Source organism: Paraburkholderia silvatlantica (assembly GCF_003096715.1).
In the GTDB taxonomy this organism is placed as follows: Bacteria; Pseudomonadota; Gammaproteobacteria; order Burkholderiales; family Burkholderiaceae; genus Paraburkholderia; species Paraburkholderia silvatlantica.
Genome location: NZ_QEOL01000005.1, coordinates 270,342 through 292,841, shown reverse-complemented (window position 1 = coordinate 292,841; position 22,500 = coordinate 270,342). Strand labels below are relative to the sequence as shown.

Sequence of the window (22,500 nt, the reverse complement as noted above, 5' to 3'; positions counted from 1 at the left end):
GCCCGCGCGGATTCTTGCTGCGTAGATCGGGTGCGCGAACGGCGATGCCATGCGCCCGGCGCACCCGAGTGCCGGTATGATGGCGGCCTCGCCGCGGACGACGTGTCGTCCCGGCGCCCGGTTCCATTCACGAAGACAGAGGAAGACCGCCATGACGGCAGCAGCACAATTCGACCAGGTTTCCGTAATCAAACGCGCCAACGTCTACTTCGACGGCAAGTGTGTTTCGCACACCGTGCTGTTCGCCGACGGCTCGCGCAAGACGCTCGGCGTGATCCTGCCGGGCACGCTGAACTTCGGCACCGACGCCGCCGAGCTGATGGAAGTGCAGGCCGGCCGGTGCCGCATCCGCCTGGAAGGCACGGACGAGTGGCAGACCTACAGCGCCGGCGAGTCGTTCTCGGTGCCGGGCAAGAGCCGTTTCGACATCGAAGTGGTCGAGACGCTCGACTACGTTTGCAGCTATCTGTAAGCGTTGCATCGATTCGCATGCCTGTCTTCCCGCCGTGTCATCCCTTACGCCCCAACCCGCGCCGCGCCCTCGCGCCAACGCCGATCGTCCGCCTCCACGCAGCCCGCTCGTCACGCTTGCGATCGTGACCGTACTCACCGGCATCGCAGCAGGCCTCGGCGGCATGCTGCTCGCGCTGCTGCTGCACGCGATCCAGCACGCCGCCTATGGCTACGGCGCGGGGCACATCGTCGGCGCGGAGAGCTTTCTGCAGGGCGTGACCGATACCGCGCCCTGGCGGCGCGTGGCGGTGCTCCTCGCGTGCGGGCTGATCGGCGGCGGCGGATGGTGGGCGCTCTATCGCTACGCGCGTCCGCTCGTGAGCATCAGCGCGGCGATCAAGCCGGGCGGCAAGCGCATGCCCATTTTCGCGACCACCGTGCATGCGCTGCTGCAGATCGTGACCGTCGCGATGGGTTCGCCGCTCGGGCGCGAAGTCGCGCCACGCGAGATCGGCGCCGCGTTCGCGACCTGGCTCGCGAAGCGTACGGGCCTCACCGCCGCAGAGCGCCGCGTCATGATTGCGTGCGGCGCGGGCGCGGGGCTGGCGGCCGTGTACAACGTGCCGCTGGGCGGTGCGATGTTCGTGCTCGAAGTGCTGCTCGGCACGTTCGGCTGGTCGGTGGCGGTGCCGGCGATCGCCACCTCGGCCATTGCGGCGGGAATCGCATGGATCGGTCTCGGCGACGCGCAGCAATACCACGTGCCCGCCTACGGCATCAATGCGCAACTCGTGATGTGGTCGGTGCTCTGCGGACCGCTGTTCGGCGCAGCCGCACACGGCTTCTCGCGCGTGACGAGCCGCGCGCGCGATGCGTCGCCGAAGGACTGGCGGCTGCCGCTCTACACGCTCGTGAATTTCGCGGGCATCGGCGTGCTGGCCATCTGGTTTCCGCAGCTGCTCGGCAACGGCAAGGGCCCGGCTGGCCTGAGCTTCGACGACAACCTCGGCATCGGCCTCGCGGCCACGCTGCTCGCGCTGCGCGTGTTCATCACGACGACCACGTTGCGCGCGGGCGCCAAGGGCGGCCTGCTCACGCCGGGGCTCGCGAACGGCGCGCTGCTTGCCGTCGTGATTGCAGGGCTTGTGAATCACGTGTGGCCCGGTCTTTCGCCGGGTGCCTTCGCGATCGTCGGCGCGGGCGCGTTCCTCGCGTCGTCGATGCAGATGCCGATCACCGCGACCGTGCTGATTCTCGAATTCACGCACGTGAATCACGATCTGGCGATTCCGCTGCTGCTCGCCGTGGCCGGCTCTGTCGCCACGCTGCGGCTGCTGACGCGCACGCAGCGTCCTTCCCACGGCGCACCGGCGGCTGGCGCCGAGCGCGAACTGCGGCTCGCCGCGCTGCGCGAGCCGTCGGCACGCGAGTCCTCGGACTAAAGCGCTATTGGCCGAGGTCCGCCAGCGGATGCGCTTCGGCACGCCACGGCGACGCAAGAAAACGCTGCACGCGTTCGGTCCGCACCTCGACGAGCGTGGCGGGCGCCCAGCGCGGCTTGCGGTCCTTGTCGACGAGATGCGCACGCACGCCTTCGCAGAAGTCGCCCTCCTCGATCGCACGGCCAACGATGCCGAGCTCCATGCGGAAGCACTCGGCGAGCGTCATCTGGCGGCCGCGCAACAGCGCTTCGCGCGTGACTTCGAGCATCGTGGGCGAATAGTGCGTGAGCGCTTCGAGCGTGGCTTCGAGCCACGCGCGTTCGGCTTGCGGGTGTTCGCGTTCGAGGTCGGCGTGCAGCGAGGCGACGATCTGCTCGACACGCAAGCGGCGGTCGAAGTGCCGCACGATGAGCGCCGTGAACTCAGCGAGCGCACCCTCGTTAGCCTCCTGACACGGCGCGACGAATACTTCGCGCAACGAAGCCTGCACATCGCCTGACCATTGCGCGGCCAGCAGACGTGCCTCGTAGCCATCGAGCCATTCGCCCGGCACGCACGCATCCGCGAGGCCGCAATGCAGCGCGTCCGCGCCGCTGAGCATCGCGCCGGTCAAGCCCACGTAAAGCGCCGTCTCCACCGGCATCTTCGCGAGGAAGTGCGTCGCGCCAACATCGGGCAAGAGCCCGATCCGCGTTTCCGGCATCGCGATTTTCGTGCGCGAAGTCGCCACGCGCAGCGCCGCCGCCTGGCCGAGACCCATGCCGCCGCCCATCGTCACGCCGTCGAGCACTGCGACGAGCGGCTTGGAATACGTGTGCAGCGCGTAATCAAGACGGTATTCATCGACGAAGAACTGCTGCCAGCCGTTCGCGCCTGCGCGCGCTTTTTCGCGTGCGAGCCGATAAATCGCGCGCACGTCCCCGCCCGCACAAAAGCCTTTCGGTCCCGCTCCTTCGAGCACGAGCGCGACGATGCCGTCGTCCGTGCGCACGCGCTCCAGCAGCCCGGCCAGTTCGCGCACCATGGCGTGCGAGAGCGCATTGAGCGCAGCCGGCCGGTTGAGCGTGACGATCGCCACACGATTGACCACGCGAAACAGCACATCTTTTTCGGCTTCCGTCGCAGCCTGCGCGCAAGCGGGTGTTGCGTTCATCGCCTAATTCTCCGTTTCAATATGCCAGCGCGGTTTGCGTTTTTCCAGGAACGCGTTGACGCCTTCGCGCTGGTTGGGCGAATCGAACAGATCGACGAAACGCTCACGCTCGACGGCGAGCGCCGCGCCGCGCGGCACGCCATTGCGCGCCTGATGGATCAACGTCTTGCTGAAGGTGACCGCTTGCGGGCTCAGGCCCGCGACACGCGCGGCCATGGCAAGCGCGGCCTCGCGCGCGCCGCCGGTTGCGACGACTTCCTCCACGAGACCGATGCGCAGCGCCGTTTGCGCGTCCACGCGTTCGCCCGTGAGGATGATGCGCTTGGCCCAGCCTTCGCCTACGAGCCAGGGCAAGGTCTGCGTACCGCAGCCGGCGGGCAGCAGCCCCACGGCAGGCTCGGGCAGCGCGAGTTGCGCATGCTCCTCGGCAATGCGGATATCGCATGCGAGCGCGCACTCCAGGCCGCCGCCCATTGCATAGCCGTTGATCGCCGCGATGACCACGGGCCGCGCCTGCTGCAGCGCCTCGAATGCCGCGCCAAACGCGCTCGCCGCCGTGCGCGCGACCTCGCGATCGCCGCCGGCGAAGGCATTGAGGTCGGCGCCCGCGCTGAAAAACTTCGGCCCGCTGCCGGTGATGACGACCGCGCGCACCTGCGGCTCACGGTCGAACGCCTCGACGACCTGCTGGAGCTGACGCAAGCCGTCGACCGTAAAGGCATTCGCAGGCGGCCGCGAAAGCGTGAGCAGTGCCACCGCGCCCTCGTGCGCGTATTCGAATTCGATCATTTCGGACTCCGTGTGGATATCAGCGCAACTCGGGAAAATCCTCTTCCCAATACTCGTCGGGTTGTCGCGGGGACTCGGCGGTGCGCTCCATTTCGCGTCGGCGCAGCTCCACGCGGCGGATCTTGCCCGAGATGGTCTTGGGCAGGTCGCTGAACTGCAGGCGGCGGATGCGCTTGTACGGCGCGAGCTTTTCGCGCGAGAAGCGGAACACCTCGCGTGCGAGTTCGGGGCCCGCCTCGAAGCCCTGGCGCACGATCACGAAGGCCTTCGGCACCGAGAGGCGCAACTCGTCCGGACTCGGCACGACGGCCGCCTCGGCGATCGCCTCGTGCTCGATCAGCACGCTTTCCAGTTCGAACGGGCTCAGGCGGTAGTCGGACGACTTGAACACGTCGTCGGCGCGGCCCACGTAGACGTAATAGCCGTCGTCGCGACGCAGGGCGACATCGGACGTGTGGTAGTAGCCGTTGCGCATGGCGTACTCGCTCGCTTTCGCGTTGTTCGCATAGCCCGTCATCAGGCCGAGCGGACGGTGCGCCGAATCTCGCCCAACCGGCAGCGCGATTTCGCCCTCGCTCGCGGGCCGATCGTCGGCATCGACGAGTTCCACGCGGTAGCCCGGCAGCGGCCGTCCCATCGAGCCCGCCACGACGGGCTGGCCCGGCGGGTTGCCGATCTGGCAGGTCGTTTCGGTCTGGCCGTAACCGTCGCGGATCGTGATGCCCCACGCGTGACGCACGCGCTCGATGATCTCGGGATTGAGCGGCTCGCCCGCGCCCACGATCTCGCGCAGCTTCACCGCATACGTTGCGAGCGGCTCCTGCACGAGCATGCGCCACACCGTGGGCGGCGCGCACAGCGTGGTCACACCGCATTGCACGAGCGCGGCGAGCGTGTCTTTCGGCACGAAGCGCGCGTAGTTGTAGACGAACACGCAGGCCTGCGCGTTCCACGGCGCGAAGAAGCAGCTCCACGCGTGCTTGGCCCAGCCCGGCGAACTGATGTTCCAGTGGACGTCGCCGGGCATGAGGCCGATCCAGTACATCGTCGAAAGGTGGCCTACGGGGTAGCTCTCGTGCGTGTGTTCGACGAGCTTGGGCTTCGAGGTCGTGCCCGAGGTGAAATACAGCAGGAGCGGGTCGGCGGCGCGCGTCGGGCCGTCGGGTTCGAACGCGGGGCTCGCTTCGTACGCGCGCGCAAGATCGATCCAGCCTTCGCACGCATTGGGCGCCGCGCCTGCCGCAATGCGCCTCACGCCCGGGTCGAGCGCAGCGAATTTGCCGAGTTCGGCGGCGTCCACGACGACATAGCGCGCGCCGCCCGTTTCCACGCGCTCGCGCACGTCGTCGGGTGAGAGCTGCGTCGTGGCGGGCAGCACGATGGCGCCCAGCTTCATCGCCGCCAGCATCACGTCCCAGAGTTCGACGCGATTGGGCAGCATCAACAGCAAGCGGTCGCCGCGCGCAACGCCCTGCTCGCGCAGAAAATTCGCCATGCGCGACGAGCGCTCGGACATCTGCGCAAACGAATAGCGCGTGCCGCCGTCCGCCAGGTCGTCGACGATCCAGAGCGCCGGGTTGTCGTTGCCGCGCGCCATCACGTCGAAGTAGTCGAGCGCCCAGTTGAACAGGTCGAGCTTCGGCCACGCGAATGCTTCGTACGCGCGTGCGTAGTCGGTACGGTGACGCAGCAGCAGCTCGCGTGCGTCGATGAAGGCCTGCGCGGAAGGGGTGAACCCGGTCATCGTCGTCTCCTTGTCGGCGTGCTCATGCGCCCGCTTATTGTTGCTTCGTCATCCTCACTCTTTTCAAAGCTGCCGTGCAATCACCATCCTCTGCACTTCGCTCGTGCCTTCATAGATCTGCGTGATGCGTGCGTCGCGGTAGTGGCGCTCCACCGGATAATCGTTCAGGAAGCCGTAGCCGCCATGAATCTGAATCGCGTGGGAGCACACTTCCTCGGCCATTTCGGAAGCATAGAGCTTGGCCTGCGATGCCTCGGAAAGGCACGGCTTGCCAAGCGAGCGCAGCCGCGCCGCGTGATGCACGAGATGGCGCGCGGCGTTGATGCGCGTATGCATATCCGCGAGCAGGTTGGCCACGCTCTGATGCTTGATGATGGGCTCGCCGAACTGCACGCGTTCGTGCGCATAGGCACGCGCCGCATCGAAGGCCGCGCGCGCAATGCCCAGCGCCTGCGCGGCAATGCCGATGCGTCCGCCTTCGAGATTCGCCAGCGCGATCTTCAACCCTTCGCCGCGCTGGCCGAGCAGGTTCGCCTCGGGAATCGCGCAGTCCACAAGCGAGATCGGGCAGGTGTCCGAAGCGCGGATGCCCAGCTTTTTCTCGGGCGGCCCGACGTTGAAGCCCGGCGTATCGGTCGGCACGATGAACGCGGAAATGCCGCGCTTGCCGGCGTCGGGATCGGTCACGGCGAACACGATGGCGATGTTCGCGCGTGAGCCGTTGGTCACGAACTGCTTGTTGCCGTTGAGCACCCACTTGCCGTCGCGCAGTTCGGCGCGCGTGCGCAGGTTGTTCGCCTCGGAGCCTGCCTGCGGCTCGGTCAGGCAAAACGCGCCGATCAGCTCGCCGCTCGCGAGCTTGCCGAGCCAGCGGTCCTTTTGCGCGTCGGTGCCGAACTGCAGGATCGGTCCGCAGCCCACCGAGTTGTGCACGCTCACGAGCGTCGCGCACGAGGCGCAGCCGGCCGCGATCTCCTCCATGGCGAGCGCATAGGCCACGTAATCGGTGTACGTGCCGCCCTGCTCCTGCGGCACGATCATGCCGAGAAAACCCAGTTCGCCCAGTTGCTTGACGACCTCGTCGGGCAGCCTGCCGTCGCGGTCCCATTGCGCTGCATTCGGCGCCAGTTGCCCGCTCGCAAAATCGCGCGCGGCGTCGCGGATCATGCGCTGGTCGTCGGTATAGAACTCGTCCATGTGTGTCCCCTTCCTGTGTCTCTTGCGCTTGCCTTCCACTGTGGCGCGATGCGGCCCCGGCTGCAAGGCTTGCGAAAAGTGTAGGCACGCGAGCGACCGTATTCGATGCCCGCCACGCTCAAAGTCGCTGATCGGATTTACCATATCGGCTGTCATAACCCCTTGGGAGGCGATTCTGTGCGACCGGCGAGAAGCCAGACACTGAGCGAAAAAGGCACGATCTCGATGAGCCTCGTGAACGAGACGCTGGCGCTGGCGCGCGCGGGCGGCCTTGAAACCGCGCCGCTCACGGATGCCGCCGGCATCGCGCCGGCCGTGCTGCTCGCGCCCGGGGCACGCGTGAGCGCGGCGCAATACGGCCAGTTGTGGTCGGGCATCGCGCGCGCGCTCGACGACGAATTCTTCGGCCAGGATTCGCACGCGATGAAAAGCGGCAGCTTCATCGCCATGACGCACGCGGCGCTCGGCGCCGGCACGGGCCGCCAGGCGCTGCAGCGCGCCGTGCACTTCATGCGGCTCGTACTCGACGATCTGTCGGGCGAGATCGACATCGACGCCACGCGCGTGCGCGTCACGCTCTCGCAGCGCGCCGGCAAACCCGCGCCCACCATGTTCGCGTACGCCACCTGGTTCATCCTCGTCTACGGACTCGTGTGCTGGCTCGTGGGACGGCGCATTCCGCTGCTCGCGGCGCGCTTTCGCTGCCCGCAGCCGGTCGCGGCGCACGAATACCAGCTCATGCTCTGCGACGAAATGGCGTTCGATCAGCCGGCCACGTGGTTCGAATTCGCGCCGGGCTTTCTCGAACTGCCCGTGATCCAGACCGCCAACTCGGCGCGGACGTTTCTGCGCAACGCACCCGGCAACTTCGTCGTGAAGTACCGCAATCCGGGCTCGTACGCAGCGCGCGTGCGACGCGCGCTGCGCGCCCTGCCCGTCACCGCGTGGCCCGATGCCGACGCCATCGCGCAGCGCCTGAACATGGCGCCCGCTACGCTGCGCCGGCGGCTGAGCCAGGAAGGCCATAGCTGCCAGTCGATCAAGGACGAATTGCGCCGCGACCTGGCGATCGCGGCGTTGCAGGAACCGGGCCGCTCTGTCGCCGACGTCGCCGCCGCGGTCGGGTTCGCAGAGCCGAGCGCGTTTCATCGGGCGTTCCGCAAATGGACCGGGCAGCGCCCGAGCGACTACCGCACGGCAAATGCCCGCAACGCCTTTTGGCAGCCTCGCGGGTAGTCCTCGATCCCCCTTTGAGTTAGTGAGATAGTGCCTATACTTTTAGGGATATCCCTAATATGAAAGGCCTTGCCATGAACTCCCCTGTGCGTGTAGCGCTCGGTGTCCTCGCCGCAGCGTGCGGCTTCGCTTCGGCTGCGGCGGCGGCCCAGCCGTACGATCCCTCACAACCGCTGACGCGAGCCCAGGTCCGCGCGGATCTCATCGAATGGCGGCAGGCGGGCTACGATCCGCTCGACTGGATCGACTACCCGGAAAACGCGCAACGTGCCGGCGCGATCGTCGCGCAACGGCGTGCGGCGCGCGCCGGATATGGCGCTCCAGCCGGTCAAATGCAGCAGTGATCGCCTGATTGCAGGCCGGCCGCGGTAACCCGGCGCCGGGCGATGCAACGCCTGGTGCCTGCGGGCGGCCGTGCCCATTGCCTCCCGCCAGCGGCGCAACTCGCCGCGCCCTCTCACGCTTGCCGCCGCAACGCGCGCTGTTGTACCCGTTCCACGTTCATGACGGCTTTTCTGCGTTCGCCGGACAATTGTTTACAATCGCGCCCGTAGCCGCGCGCTGCGGCATGCGCGCGCATGGGCGCGTCGAGGACCCGCCGGCGCCGGCTATACGCAAGACACCACACAAACAAGCAGCGAACAACCCGCTCGACTCTCAAGGGCCCGATCTTCATGGACGCCATCAAACGCTATTTCGGTTTCGAAGAAGCAGGCACCAACCTGCGCACCGAACTGCTCGCCGGTATCACGACTTTCCTCACGATGGCTTACATCATCTTCGTGAACCCGGCCATTCTTGGCGACGCCGGCATGCCGAAGGAAAGTGTCTTCGTCGCCACCTGCCTCGTCGCGGCGCTCGCCTCGCTCGTCATGGGCCTTTACGCGAATTACCCCATCGCGCTCGCGCCCGGCATGGGCCTGAACGCGTATTTCGCCTATACGGTCGTGAAGGGCATGGGCTTCACGTGGCAGGCCGCGCTCGGCGCGGTGTTCATCTCCGGGTGCCTGTTCTTCATCGTCACGCTGCTGCGCGTGCGCGAAGCCATCGTCAACGGCATCCCGCACTCGATCCGCGTGTCGATCACAGCGGGTATCGGCCTCTTCCTCGCCATCATCTCGCTCAAGACTTCGGGCGTGGTGGTCGGCAGCCCGGCCACGCTCGTCGAGCTCGGCAACCTGCACGATCCGCACACGATCCTCGCGATCATCGGCTTCTTTGCGATCGTCACGCTCGATGTGCTGAAGGTGCGCGGCGCGATCCTGATCGGCATCGTGGGTGTCACGATCCTGTCGTTCTTCTTCGGCGGCAACCAGTTTCACGGCGTCTTCTCCCCGCCGCCGTCGATCATGCCGACTTTCGCTCAGCTCGACATCAAGGCGGCGCTCTCCACGGGCGTGCTCAACGTCGTGCTCGTATTCTTCCTCGTCGAACTGTTCGATGCGACCGGCACGCTGATGGGCGTGGCCAACCGGGCCGGCCTGCTCGTGCACGGCAAGATGCACCGCCTGAACCGCGCGCTGCTCGCGGACAGCAGCGCGATTCTCGCGGGCTCGATTCTCGGCACCTCGTCGACCACGGCGTATATCGAAAGCGCCTCGGGCGTGCAGGCGGGGGGCCGCACCGGCATGACCGCGCTCACCGTGGCCGTGCTGTTCCTCGCCTGCCTGTTCGTCGCGCCGCTCGCGGGCGTCGTGCCGGGCTACGCCACGGCGCCAGCGCTGCTCTATGTCTCGTGCCTGATGCTGCGCGAACTCGCCGATCTGCCCTGGGACGACGCCACCGAAGTCGTGCCCGCGGCCCTCACGGCGCTTGCCATGCCGTTCACCTACTCGATCGCCAACGGCGTCGCGTTCGGCTTCATCTCGTATGCGGGCCTGAAGCTCCTCACGGGCCGTGTGCGCGACGTGAAACTGATCGTGTGGATCATCGCCGCCGTATTCCTGTTCCGGTTTTTTTATCTCGGCAACGCGTAGAGGCAAAAGGGTGGCTTCGCGCCACCCTTTTTGTTTCGATTCGCCGGCGCCCCGCATCAGTATCAAACTTCGCAGCCGCATGACTGCCCCGCAAGGCGGGTCCTCCTTATCATAGGGAACTATCGTCAGATTCCCCGCAGACAGGAGCCGCCACGTGGCAACCTACACCGCCGCAACGGAACGCTACACGAAGCCCGCCATCTTCTTTCACTGGGTCATTTTCCTGCTCGTCGCGCTCGCCTGGCTGGCGATCGAGGTGCGCGGCCCCAAGGGCACGGACAGCCGCGTGTTCTGGAGCAACGTGCACTTCTGGGCGGGCTCGCTCGTGCTCGTGCTCGCGGTGCTGCGCCTCGCGTGGCGTCTTTGGCGCGGCGCGCCCGCGGAGATCGACTCGAACGCGCTGCTGTCGTTTCTCTCGCGCCTCGTGCATCTCGCGCTCTACCTTTTCATCTTCGTGCAGCCGCTCCTCGGCATTTTGATGATCAACGCCGGCGGCCATCCGGTCACGCTCGCGGGGTTCGACCTGCAGATCGCGCTCATGGGCCCCGACCCGGCCGCGCGCAAGTTCCTCAAGGACGCACACGAACTGATCGGCAATCTGTTCTATTGGGTGGTCGGACTGCACGCGCTCGCGGCGATTGCGCATCATGTCGTATTCCGCGACAACACGCTGCGCCGCATGATCTAGCAGGGCCTGTTCACGCTGATAACAGGCCCTGGCGGCAAGGCGCCACACGCGTAAACGAACGCCGCGCCCCAACGGGCGCGGCAAGAAGATTCAGTTGCACGGAAAGCGCCCGCTTCTGGCGGGCGTTTCCATGTTGACTACGCGTTGGCGTGGGCCTGCACGAAACGCACGTAGCCGCTGCGCAGCACGAGACACTGCGCACGTGTTTCGGAGAGCAAACGGCGCGCGCAAGCCTCGATGCGATCGCGATGATGGTCGAACGCGCTGAGCATGTCTTCGGCGCGCGGCGAAGCCGCCCCGAAGTGATCTTCCAGCGCCGCCGCCGTGATCAGACACTCCACCCGCTCGCCATCGATCATCGCCGGAAACGCCAAGGTCAGGTCTGGGCCCGAGTACTCGGGCACCTCATTCGGAAACATGATCTGCATGGGGGTCGCCTTTGGTGGAGGGTGAACAGGCCGCGTTCATCCGTTCCCGGGCTGCCCCAGGCTGGTGCCTGGGAACACCCCGATCCGGCTCTCGCGGATCAACACCAACCGTTGCGAACGACACGTTCGCGCAGGTTGATTGGATTCACTTTAGACGACTTCCTGCCGCCCGCAAGGTCGACGTTGTCACGCACCTGAAATAGCCAGCGGCGTCCTCGTCTGATCCCTTTTTTGCGCGTGCAGCATGCGCGTGCGCCGTTGCGCGCACAAACACGCTCCTCCCCGGCCCTGCGCCAACGCGCTGCGCCGGTTGCCGCATCGCACCACGCGCGCCGCCCGGGCGCGTCAGGACTCGCGATGCCGGTGCTGATCGAGATCTTCGAGGTCTTTCGGGTGCAGGGTGAGCATCACCACGAACGCGGCGATCCCAAGGGCCACGGTCACCATTCCGGAGAGCACGACGTTGTTCTCGTCGAAGATCAATCCGTCAATCGCATACCCGAGGCCAAAGAGCGCAACGAACGTGGCGAGCACCGATGCCACGATCCTCAATTCGCCGTGCACCATGACGAACTCCCTACTCAGCGGGGGCGCGACGCGAATGCGCCCTCACCTTCATCATGGCATCCGCGCCGGTAAACTCAAGGCGCAGTCGAGGCACCGTCGCGGCCTGAACCCGGCCTGAACCCGGCCTGAACCCGGCCTGAACCCCGCTTCAACCCGAATTGGCAGCCGCCGCGTATCCTGTACCATGAACTGCCCCAAAGGCGCCGCCCGCGCACTTGCCATGCTGCGCCGCAGCGTAGCGCCAAAACGACCGGAGACACGAGTGACCCGACGCCCCGTCACGCCGCACGACGCGGCCCGCGCGGACGCCATCGCGCAGGCTCACGCGCGCTCGCGCGCACTCGGGCTGCGCGCCACCGAAGCGCCGGACTTCGACGCGCTGGCCGCCGCCGACCTGCGCGAGCTGATCGACACGAACCGCACGCTCTATCACCAGGCGCGTCCCGTCATGGACGCGTTGCACGCGCAGATCGTGGATACGCAGAGCATGGTGCTGCTCACCGATCGCAACGGCGTGATCCTCCATAGCTGCGCCGACAGCGACTTCGTCGAGAAAGCGCAGCGCGTCGCGCTGCGCCCGGGCGTTTCGTGGGCCGAGCAGCATCGGGGCACGAATGCGATCGGCACGGCGCTCGTGGACGGCCAGCCAACCACGGTGCATGCGGGCGAGCACTTTTTGCGCGCCAATCACATCCTCACCTGTTCGTGCGCGCCGATCGCGGATCCGTACGGGCGCACGCTCGGCGCACTCGACGTGAGCGGCGAGTCGCGCGATTTTCACAAGCACACGCTCGCGCTCGTGCGCATGTCGGCGCAGATGATCGAGAACCATCTGTTCAACACCGAATTCGCCGATGCCATCCGGCTCCAGTTTCATGCGCGCGCGGAATTCATTGGTACGCTCTACGAAGGATTAGCCGCATTCTCGGCCGACGGCACGCTGCTCTGCGCAAACCGCAGCGCCCTGTTCCAGTTCGGCGCGCCGCTTGCCGAGCTGCAGCAGCGCGAGTTCGCGGCGCTCTTCGGCCAGCCGTTCGCGGCGTTCATGCAACAGCTCATGCGCGCGAGCGGCGAGCCGCTCACGCTCGCGCTGCCAAGCGGCGTGCGCGTGATCGCGCGCGCCACGCCCGGCGCGGCTACGTCGGGCGTCGCTACGTCGGGCGTCGCTACGTTCGCGCGCAGCGCCGTAGCCGAAACGTCCCGCTCGCCGTACACGCCCGCGCCCGTCCAGGCGAAAGGGCCCAACGCCGCCGACACCGCGCCGCAGCCTACGCTCGCCGAACTCGACACCGGCGACGCGCGGCTCGCCGCCGCCCTGCAGCGCGTGGCGCGCGTGCGCGGCCGCGACATCCCCGTGCTCGTGCTCGGCCGCACCGGCACCGGCAAGGAATGGCTCGCGCGGGCGCTGCATCGCGACTCGCCGCGCCGCGACGGGCCGTTCGTCGCACTCAACTGCGCCGCCCTGCCCGACACGCTGATCGAAGCGGAGCTGTTCGGCTACGAGGACGGCGCGTTCACGGGCGCGAAGCGCCGCGGCAGCGCCGGCAAGATCGCGCAGGCGCATGGCGGCACGCTCTTTCTCGACGAAATCGGCGACATGCCGCTCGCACAACAGGTGCGGCTCATGCGCGTGTTGCAGGAACGCGCCGTCGTGCCGCTCGGGGGCACGCGCGCGATGCCGGTGGATTTGCGCATCGTCTGCGCGACGCACCGCGACCTGCGCGCGATGATCGCCGAAGGCACGTTCCGCGAAGATCTCTACTACCGCATCAACGGCCTCGTCGTCACGCTGCCGGCGCTGGCCGAGCGCACCGACCTCGACGCGCTCGTCGCCCGCATGCTCGAGATCGTGCGGCGCGAGGTGCCGGGCGCGCCCGCGCGTCTCACGCCGGCGGTTCGGGCGTGCTTCGCGCGCTGCCGCTGGCCGGGCAATCTGCGTCAGCTCGCCAGCGCGCTGCGCACGGCGGCGATCATGGCCGAAGGCGAAGACGCCATCGACATGGACCATCTGCCCGAAGACCTCATGCACGATTGCGGCCCCGCGAGCGACTGCGCGGAGCCGCTCGCCGATGCGACGGCTGAAGACCAGACGAGCGACACGGAACGCGAACCCGCGCGCCTCGCCGTCTGGCAAACGCGGCTCATCGAAGAGACCCTCGCGCGCCACAGCGGCAATGTTTCGGCGGCGGCTCGCGAACTCGGGCTCGCGCGCAACACGGTCTATCGGCATCTGCGTCAGCGCCGCTGAGCGCACCGGCCAGTTGGAGCAAGGCGAGGCTTCTGGCCACAGCGGCACCAGGGTAAGCTTGGCGAATCGCTTCCCGCACCGCGCCCCATGGCCTCCGCTCAGGAAATCAACCGCTTCCGGCGCAATCTCGCCGACGAACTCGACAGCGCCGCCGTCTACGACACGCTATCCGCGGTCGAGAAAGACGACGAGCGCCGCCGCATCTTCGCCGAACTCGCCGCCTCCGAGCGCGAGCACGCGAGCGTCTGGCGCGAGAAGCTCGCGGCCAACGGCGTCACGCCCCGGCCGCATCGGCGCAGCGCAAAAACCCGCCTGCTGCAGGTGCTCACGCGCACGTTCGGCCCTTCGCTCGTGCTGCCCACCGTCGCCGCCGCCGAATACGCCGACCGCGACCGCTACGCGCGCGAACCCGGCGCCGAAAGGCTTTCCGCCCAGGAACAGCAGCATGCCGCCATCGTGCAGGCGATTGCCGCGAACAAGCGCGAGCCCGGACACGGCCACGGCGAAGCAATCGGCGCCGCCGAGTCGTGGCACAAGGGCGTGACGTCGGGCAACGATCTGCGTGCAGCGGTGCTGGGTGCGAACGACGGGCTCGTCTCGAACTTCTGCCTGATCATGGGCGTGGCGGGCGCCGGCAGCGTCAACCGCACGATTTTGCTCACGGGGCTTGCGGGCCTCGTGGCGGGCGCCTGCTCCATGGCGCTCGGCGAATGGCTTTCGGTGACCAACGCGCGCGAGCTTGCGCGCACGCAGCTCGCGAAGGAAGCCGACGAACTCGAGCATACGCCGGACGCCGAGCGCCACGAGCTCGCGCTCATCTATCAGGCGAAGGGCGTCGAGCCCGATGAAGCGCGCAGGGTGGCCGCCCAGATCATGCGCAACAAGGACGAGGCGCTCAATACGCTCGCGCGCGAGGAACTCGGCATCGACCCGAAAGAGCTGGGCGGCAATCCGTGGTCGGCCGCGGCCGTCTCGTTTTGCCTCTTCTCGCTCGGCGCGGCGTTTCCAACCGCCCCGTTCCTGTGGGCGCACGGCGTCACGGCCATCGCGCAGTCGGTGGCGCTGAGCGCGTGCGGGCTCGCCCTCGTCGGCGTGTTCACGTCGCTCTTCAACGGGCGCAGCGCAACGTTCTCGGCGTTCCGGCAGATCGTGATCGGGCTCGCCGCAGCGGCGTTCACGGCGGGCGCGGGGCGGCTGCTCGGGGTGTCGCTTTCATGAGCGACTTGAGCCGCGAGAGCTTGCGGGACGACTCGATGCGCGTGCCCGTCGTGCGCGTGGAGCCGCTCGGGCGCAGCTTCGAAGCGCCGCCCGAGCTGACCTTGCTCGAAGCGGCGGCGTTCGAGGGCATCCGTCTGCCGCGCATGTGCCGCAACGGCACCTGCCGCGCCTGCCTGTGCCGCGTGGTGAGCGGCCAAGTGAGCTTCACGATCGAGTGGCCCGGATTGAGCCGCGAGGAAAAAGCCGAGGGCTATGTGCTGACCTGCGTGGCCGTCGCGCGCACGGACCTCGTGCTCGACGTGCCGGAGGCGCAAGCCATGTAGCGGCAACAAAGCACGGCTCCCAGATGCGAAACGGCCCGCGAATCGACATCGCGGGCCGTTTTTATCCGCTGACTATCTGATGACTACCGACCGCGCTTACTCACCGCCGAAGTACACCGATTGCGGACCAGTGCGAGCCGCTTCCGACACATAGCGGGCGCCCGCAACCGACGTCGAGTTGCTCACGCCGCCAAACGAGCCGTCAGTCCGGGCGACCGGCGCGGCCGTCTGGGTGGCGACTGCAGCCTGATTGCGGCTCGTTTGCTGGAATTCGACGAGTTGCTCGCGCACTTGCTCGCGGGTCAGACCTTGATCGGCCTGAGCGAAAGCGGCCAGCGGAGCAGCCAGGGCGACAGTGAGGGCAACAGCCTTGAGAAGCGACTTCATGATTACAACCTCCGAAATTATTTAGCGTCGATGCGCAACGACGGTGCATACCCTGTCGTGCCCGGCCGGCTCGCTGCGACTCGCCGCATCGGCTGGCTGTGAGTGGATTCTAGGCAAGTGGTCCAGCCGGATACAGACCGATTCGAGCGAATTGGAGTTGCGGATTTTGCAATAATCCCGTGAACTTTCAGGGCCAGACGACTCGCGGGCTTCTCGCCTTATTGCACGCGCCTCGCGCAATACTTCTGGAAATTTCGTACCCGATTGTTGTCGCCAGGAGAACACTGAATTCGCCATCTAAGTATTTACCCTTACCTTCCGCCAGCATACATTGTCGGTATGGGCCACGCCGATGCGATGGCTCCCCACAAAAGATATCGGAGGTTAGTCATGAAATCGCTTCTGAAGGCAGCTGCGCTCGCCGCCATCGTTGCCGTGCCCGCCGCCGCTTTCGCGCAGGCACAACCGCAGCAACAACCCTTGACCCGCGCCGAAGTTCGCGCCGATCTCGCGCAACTGCGCGCCGCCGGCTACGATCCGAGTGACTGGATGCATTACCCGGAAAACATTCAGGCTGCCGAAGCCAAGATCGCAGCGCAACGCGCGACGGCTTACGGCCCGTCGACGAACGGTACGTCGCAGTCGAGCCAGTAAGTTTCGCGGCAACCCCGGCTGTGACGCCGGGTTCTCGCGCAAAGCATCAGGCCCGCCCTCGTATGAGTGGCGGGCCTGATTCGTTTTGAAACGGATTTGCGGCCCGGCGCGGACCGTCGAGCGCCAGGGAACCGCGCCGGTGTGCGCGGCAAGCCCGCATCAACGGCCGCCGCCCGGCCCACCGTGACCGCCACCGCCGTGGCCTCCGCCGCCATGCCCGCCGCCGGGGCCGCCCCCATGACTGCCGCCCGGCGGCCCCCAACGTCCGCCGTGATCGCCGCCATGACCGCCCGGACCGCCGCCATGCCAGCCATCGCCGCCGTGCCAGCCATCGCCGCCATGCCAGCCATCGCCGCCGTGCCAGCCGCCGCCGTGGTAATCGCGGCCGCCGCCACCGCCCCAGACGCCGATATTCACGCTGCCATACGCCGGCGCATAGCCCGGCGCGTAGCCGCCGTAATAATCGGTGGGGTACGGTTGGCCATAGCCGCCGTAGCCATAATCGTAGCCCGGGGCCACCGCACACCCGGCAAGGAGCGCGATAGCGCCCACCGTGAGAACGAACTTGAACATTGCTGACTCTCCTTTCCATTTGTAAGAAAGGAGAATCAGCGTTAAGTTCTTATTGAATTGTGAGCACGGGTTACCGTTGTAACGCGCAAACCGCCTGCGAGCGGCGCGTAGACGCCCGCTTCGGGTTTTAGCCGCGGCGGCCGAGCGCGTCCTCTATTTTCCGGTCGGTCTTGTACTGGCTGAGCGAATACACGGCCCAGATCGCGGCCGGAATCCAGCCGATCAGCGTGACCTGCAGGATCAGGCAGACGATGCCCGCAATCGGACGCCCGATGGTGAAGAACAGGAGCCAGGGCAGAATCAGCGCAATCAGTAAACGCATTCGGCGAAACCTCTAAAGCGTGGAAAAAGACGAGTGTGAAAAGAATCAGTTGACAGGCGCGAAGCGCGGCACGAGTCCACCTTCATGCTCGACGAGTTCGAAGAACACGGTGGCGGGTCGCGTCCAGATCGTACCGTTCGCCGCGCGATACACGATCATCGTGACGGAAGGATCCGATTCGAGCGTCGCCTCGCAAACCAGTTCGTAAACGCCACCCTTGTAGTGCCTGTAGCGCACCATCGTGTTCCCCTCTTCGAGTGCGCAAGCCGTCCCTGCGCGACTGCGCCAGTGTAACAAGGGAATGCAGCGTGCGGACCCGCGTAGAGGGCGCCGCCAGGCAATGTTCGGCGTGACGTCACTTAGCGCGCCGCCGCGCCGGACGCACATCGGCTGCAGCCGGCGCTTCGCCGCAGATCAGCGCGACGCCCGCCGCCGCCATGGCGCGCAGCGAGGACCGCGAATCGCCGGCCCGCGCGCGTAGCGCCATGCTGTGCAATAGCGCGGAGGCGAGGCGCGCGAGCATCGGCGCGCTGGCATCGGGCGGCAGTTCGCCTTGCGCGAGCGCCGCGCGCAGACGCCGCTCGAACGCCTTGTCGAACGTGCGCAATCCAGCGGCAAGGCGCTCGCGTACCGCCTCGTCGTTGACGGCCTCCACCGCCGCCGTGCCGATCAGCAGGCAGCCGCGCGCCGCGTCGTGCGCTGGCAAGTACCAGCCGAGCGCGCCGTCGAACACACGCATCAGCGCCTCGCGCAGCGGCAGTGCGTTATCCAGTGCAGACTCCATCGCCGCGCGCCCCGCTTCCACGTAACGCTCCATGGTTTGCAGATAGAGCGCATGCTTGTCGCCGAATGCGCCATAGAGGCTCGGCCGGTTCATGCCCGTCGCCTTGCTCAGGTCGTCGAGCGACGTGCCCGCGTAGCCATTGCGCCAGAACGTATCGCGCGCGCGGGCGAGCGCCTCTTGCGGATCGTAGGCGCGCGGACGCCCGCGCGGGCGGCTATCCTTTTTTGTACTGGATTGCATAGAAATATTGGATCGGCGATTTTTGTTCACTATAGTACAAAAATTAGAAAAGCCCGAAAGCCCGCAAAGGAGGGAGACGATGGATCTGTATTTCGCCCCGCTGGCGTGCTCGCTCGCCACGCGCATCGCGCTCTACGAGGCTGGCGCGCAGGCACGCTACATCCAGGTCGATACGCTCACGAAGCAGCTCGCCGAAGGCGGCGACTTCTTCGCCGTCAACGCACTCGGCCAGGTGCCGGTGCTGCGCGAGGACGACGGCTGGACGCTCACCGAAAACTCGGCGGTGCTTCCGTGGGTGGCCGACCGTTTTCCCGAAGCGCGGCTCGCGCCGCCAGCGGGCACGCGCGAGCGCGCGCACCTGCAGCAATGGCTAGGCTTCATCGGCACCGAGTTGCACAAGGCCGTGTTCGTGCCGCTGCTCGGCAAGAACGTGGACGACGCCGTCAAGGACTATGCGCGCGGCAAGATCCCGCGCCGCTTCGACTTGCTCGCGCATCATCTCGAATCGCGCACCTTCCTGCTCGAAGCGTTCAGCGTAGCGGACGCCTATCTCGTCACCGTACTGAACTGGGCGCCGTACGTGGGCATCGATGTGTCGCAATGGGAAGCCGTCGCGATCTACGCGCAACGCGTGCGGGAGCGGCCGGCCGTTGCGAGAGCCTTCGCCGAAGAGTACGAGATCTTCAAGCGCACGCCGCACTGAGGCGCGCTTTGCCGGGTATTTTTTCTCGCCCGGCAAACGCTTTTTTGTCGTGCGATAACGTTGCGGTCGCCACATTCGCCGGAGCCGCACAATGGCCACCCTCGAAGCCTTGCGCATCGTCCTCGACGACCCGCATACGCCCGAAATCATCCGCAATCACGTTATCGACTCATTGCAGTATGCGCTGCGCAATCATGGCCAGGTGTTCGCCGCGAAAGAGATCGAATGGCTCGCCACGTGGGACGATGCGCGCATTCCGCTCGCGGCTTCGAAGGAATTGCGCCGGCGCGTGGATCAGGGCTGACGTTTGCCCCTTGCGTTCAGCCGTTCGCGAGATCCTCGAACACCGCCTTGAGATCGCGCCCGGCGCGCGCACGCACCTGCTGCACTACCCGCCTCTCCAACTCGCCCAGATGCGCACGCATGGTGGCGAGCGCCGCCGCGAGGTCCCCGGCCTCGAGCGCCTCAATGATCTGCGCGTGCTCGTCGGGCGCGCACATCGACGCCTTCGACGGATCGAACAAGGCCTTGTAAAGCTCCGTTTTCGCGACCAGTTGCGCCAGCGCTTCCACGAGCGCTGCGCCGCCCGCCTGCTCGGTCAGCAGCAGGTGGAACTGCCCCGCGAGGCGCACCGCTTCGTCCACGCGCGCCTCGCGCAACGCCTTCTTCTCGGTGCGCACATGGGCCGCCAGCTTGCGCCGCATCGCGGCGTCCAGCGTGCCGCACAGACTCACCATCACGCCCGCTTCGGCCACCTGGCGCGCGCGGTACACGGCGCGGATGTCGTCCTCCGAGGGTGACGGCACGAATGCGCCGCGATTGGGTTCGAGCACGAGCTTGCCCTCGAAGCCGAGGCGCGCGAGCACCTTGCGCAGCGCACCGCGCGTGCAGCCGAACGCCGCCGCCAGTTCGCGCTCCACCAGTTGCTGGCCCGGCGCGAGCTTGCCTTCAAGCAGCGCGGATGAAATCGACGTGTAGACATGCGCTTCGACATCGGACGGTTCTTCGGTGCCGCGGGGTGGAGCGAGGCGGGAGGATTGGGCCATGGGCAGGCGCGCTAGCTGGGTCAGGTCGGTGGGTCAGGTCGCATTGTAGCGAGCGTCATGGCGAGGCGATATAGACCCGCGCCCATACTCGATCGCTCATGCCGGACATAGCGGGCATCGCCAGATTGTTGACAATAAATCCGTATAATGGTCAACCAAATTGGGTAAAAAGGTTGACCGGATTGAACCCTCAAAACCGCTTCATGCGTTCCCGGACGCCCTCCGGCGAGTCGGCCAGCGAGCTTGCGTGGTATGCCGCGATCGTCGCGATCGGCCTGAATCTGCGGCCGCTGCTCACGTCGATCAGCCCGCTCATGACAACCATTCGCAACGACACCGGCCTGAGCTTCTATGGCGCTTCGCTGCTCACGAGCCTGCCCGTCGTCGCGATGGGGTTCGGCGCGTTCGGCACCGGCCTGCTCGCGCGCCGGCTCGGCGAGACGCGCGGCGTCGCGCTCGGGCTCGTGGCGATTGCCGCTGCATGCGCGGCCCGCGCGTTCGCCGCCAGCGGCGGCGCGCTCATGCTCACGGCGGCTGCGGCCGGCGCGGGCGTCGCGGCCATCCAGGCGCTGCTGCCCGCCGTCATGAAGCAGCGCTTCGCCGCGCGGGTTCCGCTCGCGATGGGGCTGTTCTCGGCGTCGATCATGGGCGGCGGCGGCCTCGGCGCGAGCCTGGGCCCGCTCGTCGCGCGCCTCAGCGGTTCGTGGCATGCGGGGCTCGCCGTCTGGGCATTGCCCGCGCTGGCCGCGCTCGCGATCTGGGGGGTGTTGAACGGCAGGTTCGGCGCAGGGCAGCGCGTACAGCAGTCCGCCACTGCTCCTTCACAGAACCATGTCGACGCCGCAACGGCGCCGCTCTGGCGCAAGCGCCGGGCGTGGACGCTCGGCCTGCATTTCGGGCTCGTCAACGGCGGCTATACGAGTCTCGTCGCGTGGCTGCCCGTCTACTATCAGCAGCACGGCGCGAGCGTCGAAGCGAGCGGCTCGCTGCTCGCCGCGATGACCGTGTTCCAGGCCGCCAGCGCGCTGCTCCTGCCGCTCGCCGCGGCGGCGCTCACGGACCGGCGTCCGTGGCTCGTTCTGGGTCTGTCCGGCCAGCTCGTCGGCGTGATCGGCCTCGCCGCGTGGCCCGAGGCCGCGCCGCTGCTGTGGGTCGCCGCGGCAGGCGCAGGGCTCGGCGGCACGTTCTCTGTCACGCTCGTCACCGCGCTCGACCATTGCGCGGACCACCGCCTGGCCGCGCGCCTCGTCGCCTTCGTCCAGGGTCTGGGCTTCGTGATCGCCGCGCTCGCCCCCATCGTGGCCGGCCGCGTGCGCGACCTCACGGGCGGCTTTACGGGCGCGTGGATCATGCTCGCTGTATCGATCAGCGCAATGATCGTGCTCACGCTCGCGTTCTCGCCGCGCAGCTATCGGCGCTGGCTCGGCGCCCACGGCCCGGACGCAGACGGCGCGATCGCGCAAAGCCGCGCAACGCTCGACGCCTGAGCCTCCCGCACACGCCAGATCAGGCTGCGGCGCAAGCCCCCGCAAGGCCGCGGCGCGCCCATGCAACACATCGCCTACGGCCCGCCGTGAAACGTTTGCATAAGCGCCTGTATGAATGTACAGTGCGTGCAGCCGACCGTTCGTGCCGCCCGGTCGCCGTACCGGGCGGGCTACGCCGCCCCATCGCGCGCCGGTGCATGGCGCGGCCCCGGCCTGTACATCGAAAACGGAGAACACGACGTGCGATTCTTCATCACGGGGACCTTGCTGGGCGTCCTGGCGTCCACCGCAATCGCCGGGGAACACTACATCGAGATCTGGAATCCGCCGGAAGCGCGCACGCCCTCGGCGCATACGGGCAATGCCGGCAAGAAAGCGCATCACGGCACGAAGCACAAGCTTGCCTCTGCCGACAAGCTCACCACCCGCAAGGTCGCCGAACCGGCCATGCGCGCTCCTGCGCCCACGCTGCCGGCCACGCCGGGCGCCCCCGTGCGTACCGCGCCCGGCAACGGAGCCCTGCCGGAAATTCCGCCGCAAATCGGCCCCGACGGCAACGTGCTGACGGTGTGAGCCAGCGCGTCGAAGCACGACACCGGGCACGACGCACTACGCACAACACGGCACGACGCTGCCGCGATCACGGCCTCGAAGACCTCGAAGCGCCGCCCATTCCCGTCTCCAGAAAAAAACAGCCCCGTCACCTGTGAGGTGCGGGGCCGAATCCCATGTCAAGGAGATGTCATGGAGGAGACGGCTTCATCTTAGCCACGGCCGCCCCGCGCGTCCAACCAATGGTTTCGCATATGCATTTCGGGCCGCGTAGCGCAGCGCAACGTAGC

Annotated in this window: 26 protein-coding genes; 14 read left to right on the top strand and 12 right to left on the bottom strand. The window is 67.2% G+C overall.

Features of this window, described 5'->3' with window-relative positions; all coding sequences use genetic code 11:
* The first annotated feature begins 151 nt into the window (after window positions 1-151).
* Complete coding sequence (ppnP, locus tag C7411_RS09505) at window positions 152-472, top strand: pyrimidine/purine nucleoside phosphorylase (RefSeq protein ID WP_110383546.1); 321 nt, start codon at window positions 152-154, stop codon at window positions 470-472.
* 124 nt (window positions 473-596) lie between these two features.
* Window positions 597-1,895 carry a chloride channel protein gene (locus C7411_RS09500; RefSeq protein WP_373682568.1) on the top strand — a complete coding sequence of 433 codons (1,299 nt, stop codon included), beginning with the start codon at window positions 597-599 and terminating at the stop codon, window positions 1,893-1,895.
* Window positions 1,896-1,899: 4 nt separating this feature from the next.
* On the opposite strand, the gene C7411_RS09495 is transcribed toward C7411_RS09500, so the two are convergent.
* The 4 genes from C7411_RS09495 to C7411_RS09480 form a co-directional block, all read right to left on the bottom strand.
* Window positions 1,900-3,048, bottom strand: coding sequence for an enoyl-CoA hydratase/isomerase family protein (locus tag C7411_RS09495; protein ID WP_110383545.1), 1,149 nt, complete (start codon window positions 3,046-3,048; stop codon window positions 1,900-1,902).
* Window positions 3,049-3,051: 3 nt separating this feature from the next.
* Window positions 3,052-3,837, bottom strand: coding sequence for an enoyl-CoA hydratase (locus tag C7411_RS09490; RefSeq protein WP_110383544.1), 786 nt, complete (start codon window positions 3,835-3,837; stop codon window positions 3,052-3,054).
* A gap of 19 nt (window positions 3,838-3,856) precedes the next feature.
* Window positions 3,857-5,581: an AMP-binding protein gene (locus tag C7411_RS09485; RefSeq protein ID WP_110383543.1), complete on the bottom strand. Its 1,725-nt coding sequence runs from the start codon at window positions 5,579-5,581 to the stop codon at window positions 3,857-3,859.
* A 63-nt stretch (window positions 5,582-5,644) separates the two neighbouring features.
* The gene (locus C7411_RS09480) at window positions 5,645-6,778 is read right to left on the bottom strand and encodes an acyl-CoA dehydrogenase family protein (RefSeq protein ID WP_110383542.1); all 1,134 of its coding nucleotides are present in this window, start codon (window positions 6,776-6,778) and stop codon (window positions 5,645-5,647) included.
* Window positions 6,779-7,003: 225 nt separating this feature from the next.
* Between C7411_RS09480 and C7411_RS09475 the strand changes: the two genes are divergently transcribed.
* From C7411_RS09475 to C7411_RS09460, 4 genes are all read left to right on the top strand, one after another.
* Entirely contained in the window at window positions 7,004-8,014 is a 1,011-nt protein-coding gene (locus C7411_RS09475) for an AraC family transcriptional regulator (RefSeq protein WP_243413098.1), read from the top strand.
* 74 nt (window positions 8,015-8,088) lie between these two features.
* The gene (locus tag C7411_RS09470) at window positions 8,089-8,358 is read left to right on the top strand and encodes a DUF4148 domain-containing protein (protein ID WP_110383637.1); all 270 of its coding nucleotides are present in this window, start codon (window positions 8,089-8,091) and stop codon (window positions 8,356-8,358) included.
* Between the two features lie 330 nt (window positions 8,359-8,688).
* Window positions 8,689-9,990 (top strand): NCS2 family permease, encoded by a 1,302-nt coding sequence (locus C7411_RS09465; RefSeq protein ID WP_110383540.1) that lies wholly within the window; start codon window positions 8,689-8,691, stop codon window positions 9,988-9,990.
* A gap of 154 nt (window positions 9,991-10,144) precedes the next feature.
* Window positions 10,145-10,678 carry a cytochrome b gene (locus C7411_RS09460; RefSeq protein ID WP_110383539.1) on the top strand — a complete coding sequence of 178 codons (534 nt, stop codon included), beginning with the start codon at window positions 10,145-10,147 and terminating at the stop codon, window positions 10,676-10,678.
* 137 nt (window positions 10,679-10,815) lie between these two features.
* On the opposite strand, the gene C7411_RS09455 is transcribed toward C7411_RS09460, so the two are convergent.
* Together C7411_RS09455 and C7411_RS09450 are read right to left on the bottom strand one after the other, a co-directional pair.
* Window positions 10,816-11,106 carry a DUF1488 family protein gene (locus C7411_RS09455; protein ID WP_042266602.1) on the bottom strand — a complete coding sequence of 97 codons (291 nt, stop codon included), beginning with the start codon at window positions 11,104-11,106 and terminating at the stop codon, window positions 10,816-10,818.
* A gap of 345 nt (window positions 11,107-11,451) precedes the next feature.
* Window positions 11,452-11,673, bottom strand: coding sequence for a DUF2964 family protein (locus tag C7411_RS09450; protein ID WP_110383538.1), 222 nt, complete (start codon window positions 11,671-11,673; stop codon window positions 11,452-11,454).
* Window positions 11,674-11,935: 262 nt separating this feature from the next.
* Here C7411_RS09450 and C7411_RS09445 point away from each other — a divergent pair, with 262 nt between their 5' ends.
* The 3 genes from C7411_RS09445 (at window position 11,936) to C7411_RS09435 (ending at window position 15,462) form a co-directional block, all read left to right on the top strand.
* Window positions 11,936-13,921 (top strand): sigma-54-dependent Fis family transcriptional regulator, encoded by a 1,986-nt coding sequence (locus tag C7411_RS09445; protein ID WP_110383537.1) that lies wholly within the window; start codon window positions 11,936-11,938, stop codon window positions 13,919-13,921.
* Between the two features lie 87 nt (window positions 13,922-14,008).
* Entirely contained in the window at window positions 14,009-15,139 is a 1,131-nt protein-coding gene (locus C7411_RS09440; protein WP_110383536.1) for a VIT1/CCC1 transporter family protein, read from the top strand.
* Entirely contained in the window at window positions 15,136-15,462 is a 327-nt protein-coding gene (locus C7411_RS09435) for a 2Fe-2S iron-sulfur cluster-binding protein (protein ID WP_110383535.1), read from the top strand. Before C7411_RS09440 ends, C7411_RS09435 begins: the two co-directional genes overlap by 4 nt.
* A 96-nt stretch (window positions 15,463-15,558) precedes the next feature.
* Here C7411_RS09435 and C7411_RS09430 read toward each other — a convergent pair whose 3' ends face one another.
* Window positions 15,559-15,849, bottom strand: a complete 291-nt coding sequence (locus C7411_RS09430) for a DUF4148 domain-containing protein (RefSeq protein ID WP_110383534.1) — start codon at window positions 15,847-15,849, stop codon at window positions 15,559-15,561.
* A gap of 390 nt (window positions 15,850-16,239) precedes the next feature.
* On the opposite strand from C7411_RS09430, the gene C7411_RS09425 reads away from it, so the two are divergent.
* Complete coding sequence (locus C7411_RS09425) at window positions 16,240-16,503, top strand: DUF4148 domain-containing protein (protein ID WP_110383533.1); 264 nt, start codon at window positions 16,240-16,242, stop codon at window positions 16,501-16,503.
* A gap of 159 nt (window positions 16,504-16,662) precedes the next feature.
* Here C7411_RS09425 and C7411_RS37390 read toward each other — a convergent pair whose 3' ends face one another.
* The 4 genes from C7411_RS37390 to C7411_RS09400 all read right to left on the bottom strand — a co-directional run bounded on the left by C7411_RS37390 (window position 16,663) and on the right by C7411_RS09400 (window position 18,422).
* Window positions 16,663-17,076, bottom strand: a complete 414-nt coding sequence (locus C7411_RS37390) for a hypothetical protein (protein ID WP_165822771.1) — start codon at window positions 17,074-17,076, stop codon at window positions 16,663-16,665.
* 127 nt (window positions 17,077-17,203) lie between these two features.
* Complete coding sequence (locus tag C7411_RS09410) at window positions 17,204-17,398, bottom strand: YqaE/Pmp3 family membrane protein (protein WP_042266618.1); 195 nt, start codon at window positions 17,396-17,398, stop codon at window positions 17,204-17,206.
* Window positions 17,399-17,443: 45 nt separating this feature from the next.
* Window positions 17,444-17,638 (bottom strand): DUF1653 domain-containing protein, encoded by a 195-nt coding sequence (locus C7411_RS09405; protein WP_110383531.1) that lies wholly within the window; start codon window positions 17,636-17,638, stop codon window positions 17,444-17,446.
* 115 nt (window positions 17,639-17,753) lie between these two features.
* The gene (locus C7411_RS09400) at window positions 17,754-18,422 is read right to left on the bottom strand and encodes a TetR/AcrR family transcriptional regulator (RefSeq protein WP_110383530.1); all 669 of its coding nucleotides are present in this window, start codon (window positions 18,420-18,422) and stop codon (window positions 17,754-17,756) included.
* Between the two features lie 79 nt (window positions 18,423-18,501).
* Between C7411_RS09400 and C7411_RS09395 the strand changes: the two genes are divergently transcribed.
* Together C7411_RS09395 and C7411_RS09390 are read left to right on the top strand one after the other, a co-directional pair.
* On the top strand, window positions 18,502-19,125 hold the full coding sequence (locus C7411_RS09395; RefSeq protein ID WP_110383529.1) for a glutathione binding-like protein: 624 nt from the start codon (window positions 18,502-18,504) through the stop codon (window positions 19,123-19,125).
* A 91-nt stretch (window positions 19,126-19,216) separates the two neighbouring features.
* The gene (locus C7411_RS09390) at window positions 19,217-19,429 is read left to right on the top strand and encodes a hypothetical protein (protein ID WP_069261722.1); all 213 of its coding nucleotides are present in this window, start codon (window positions 19,217-19,219) and stop codon (window positions 19,427-19,429) included.
* A 16-nt stretch (window positions 19,430-19,445) separates the two neighbouring features.
* On the opposite strand, the gene C7411_RS09385 is transcribed toward C7411_RS09390, so the two are convergent.
* The gene (locus C7411_RS09385) at window positions 19,446-20,171 is read right to left on the bottom strand and encodes a GntR family transcriptional regulator (RefSeq protein ID WP_110383528.1); all 726 of its coding nucleotides are present in this window, start codon (window positions 20,169-20,171) and stop codon (window positions 19,446-19,448) included.
* Window positions 20,172-20,374: 203 nt separating this feature from the next.
* On the opposite strand from C7411_RS09385, the gene C7411_RS09380 reads away from it, so the two are divergent.
* Complete coding sequence (locus C7411_RS09380) at window positions 20,375-21,658, top strand: cyanate transporter (protein ID WP_110383527.1); 1,284 nt, start codon at window positions 20,375-20,377, stop codon at window positions 21,656-21,658.
* 111 nt (window positions 21,659-21,769) lie between these two features.
* On the top strand, window positions 21,770-22,231 hold the full coding sequence (locus C7411_RS09375) for a hypothetical protein (protein WP_243413097.1): 462 nt from the start codon (window positions 21,770-21,772) through the stop codon (window positions 22,229-22,231).
* Window positions 22,232-22,500 lie beyond the last annotated feature (269 nt).

Bases quoted from the DNA above. Each gene is read 5' to 3' on its own strand.
- ppnP (WP_110383546.1), top strand. From the start codon at position 152: ATGACGGCAGCAGCACAATTCGACCAGGTTTCCGTAATCAAACGCGCC.
- C7411_RS09495 (WP_110383545.1), bottom strand. From the start codon at position 3,048: ATGAACGCAACACCCGCTTGCGCGCAGGCTGCGACGGAAGCCGAAAAA.
- C7411_RS09490 (WP_110383544.1), bottom strand. From the start codon at position 3,837: ATGATCGAATTCGAATACGCGCACGAGGGCGCGGTGGCACTGCTCACG.
- C7411_RS09485 (WP_110383543.1), bottom strand. From the start codon at position 5,581: ATGACCGGGTTCACCCCTTCCGCGCAGGCCTTCATCGACGCACGCGAG.
- C7411_RS09480 (WP_110383542.1), bottom strand. From the start codon at position 6,778: ATGGACGAGTTCTATACCGACGACCAGCGCATGATCCGCGACGCCGCG.
- C7411_RS09475 (WP_243413098.1), top strand. From the start codon at position 7,004: ATGAGCCTCGTGAACGAGACGCTGGCGCTGGCGCGCGCGGGCGGCCTT.
- C7411_RS09470 (WP_110383637.1), top strand. From the start codon at position 8,089: ATGAACTCCCCTGTGCGTGTAGCGCTCGGTGTCCTCGCCGCAGCGTGC.
- C7411_RS09465 (WP_110383540.1), top strand. From the start codon at position 8,689: ATGGACGCCATCAAACGCTATTTCGGTTTCGAAGAAGCAGGCACCAAC.
- C7411_RS09455 (WP_042266602.1), bottom strand. From the start codon at position 11,106: ATGCAGATCATGTTTCCGAATGAGGTGCCCGAGTACTCGGGCCCAGAC.
- C7411_RS09450 (WP_110383538.1), bottom strand. From the start codon at position 11,673: ATGGTGCACGGCGAATTGAGGATCGTGGCATCGGTGCTCGCCACGTTC.
- C7411_RS09440 (WP_110383536.1), top strand. From the start codon at position 14,009: ATGGCCTCCGCTCAGGAAATCAACCGCTTCCGGCGCAATCTCGCCGAC.
- C7411_RS09435 (WP_110383535.1), top strand. From the start codon at position 15,136: ATGAGCGACTTGAGCCGCGAGAGCTTGCGGGACGACTCGATGCGCGTG.
- C7411_RS09430 (WP_110383534.1), bottom strand. From the start codon at position 15,849: ATGAAGTCGCTTCTCAAGGCTGTTGCCCTCACTGTCGCCCTGGCTGCT.
- C7411_RS09425 (WP_110383533.1), top strand. From the start codon at position 16,240: ATGAAATCGCTTCTGAAGGCAGCTGCGCTCGCCGCCATCGTTGCCGTG.
- C7411_RS37390 (WP_165822771.1), bottom strand. From the start codon at position 17,076: ATGTTCAAGTTCGTTCTCACGGTGGGCGCTATCGCGCTCCTTGCCGGG.
- C7411_RS09410 (WP_042266618.1), bottom strand. From the start codon at position 17,398: ATGCGTTTACTGATTGCGCTGATTCTGCCCTGGCTCCTGTTCTTCACC.
- C7411_RS09405 (WP_110383531.1), bottom strand. From the start codon at position 17,638: ATGGTGCGCTACAGGCACTACAAGGGTGGCGTTTACGAACTGGTTTGC.
- C7411_RS09400 (WP_110383530.1), bottom strand. From the start codon at position 18,422: ATGCAATCCAGTACAAAAAAGGATAGCCGCCCGCGCGGGCGTCCGCGC.
- C7411_RS09395 (WP_110383529.1), top strand. From the start codon at position 18,502: ATGGATCTGTATTTCGCCCCGCTGGCGTGCTCGCTCGCCACGCGCATC.
- C7411_RS09390 (WP_069261722.1), top strand. From the start codon at position 19,217: ATGGCCACCCTCGAAGCCTTGCGCATCGTCCTCGACGACCCGCATACG.
- C7411_RS09385 (WP_110383528.1), bottom strand. From the start codon at position 20,171: ATGGCCCAATCCTCCCGCCTCGCTCCACCCCGCGGCACCGAAGAACCG.
- C7411_RS09380 (WP_110383527.1), top strand. From the start codon at position 20,375: ATGCGTTCCCGGACGCCCTCCGGCGAGTCGGCCAGCGAGCTTGCGTGG.
- C7411_RS09375 (WP_243413097.1), top strand. From the start codon at position 21,770: ATGAATGTACAGTGCGTGCAGCCGACCGTTCGTGCCGCCCGGTCGCCG.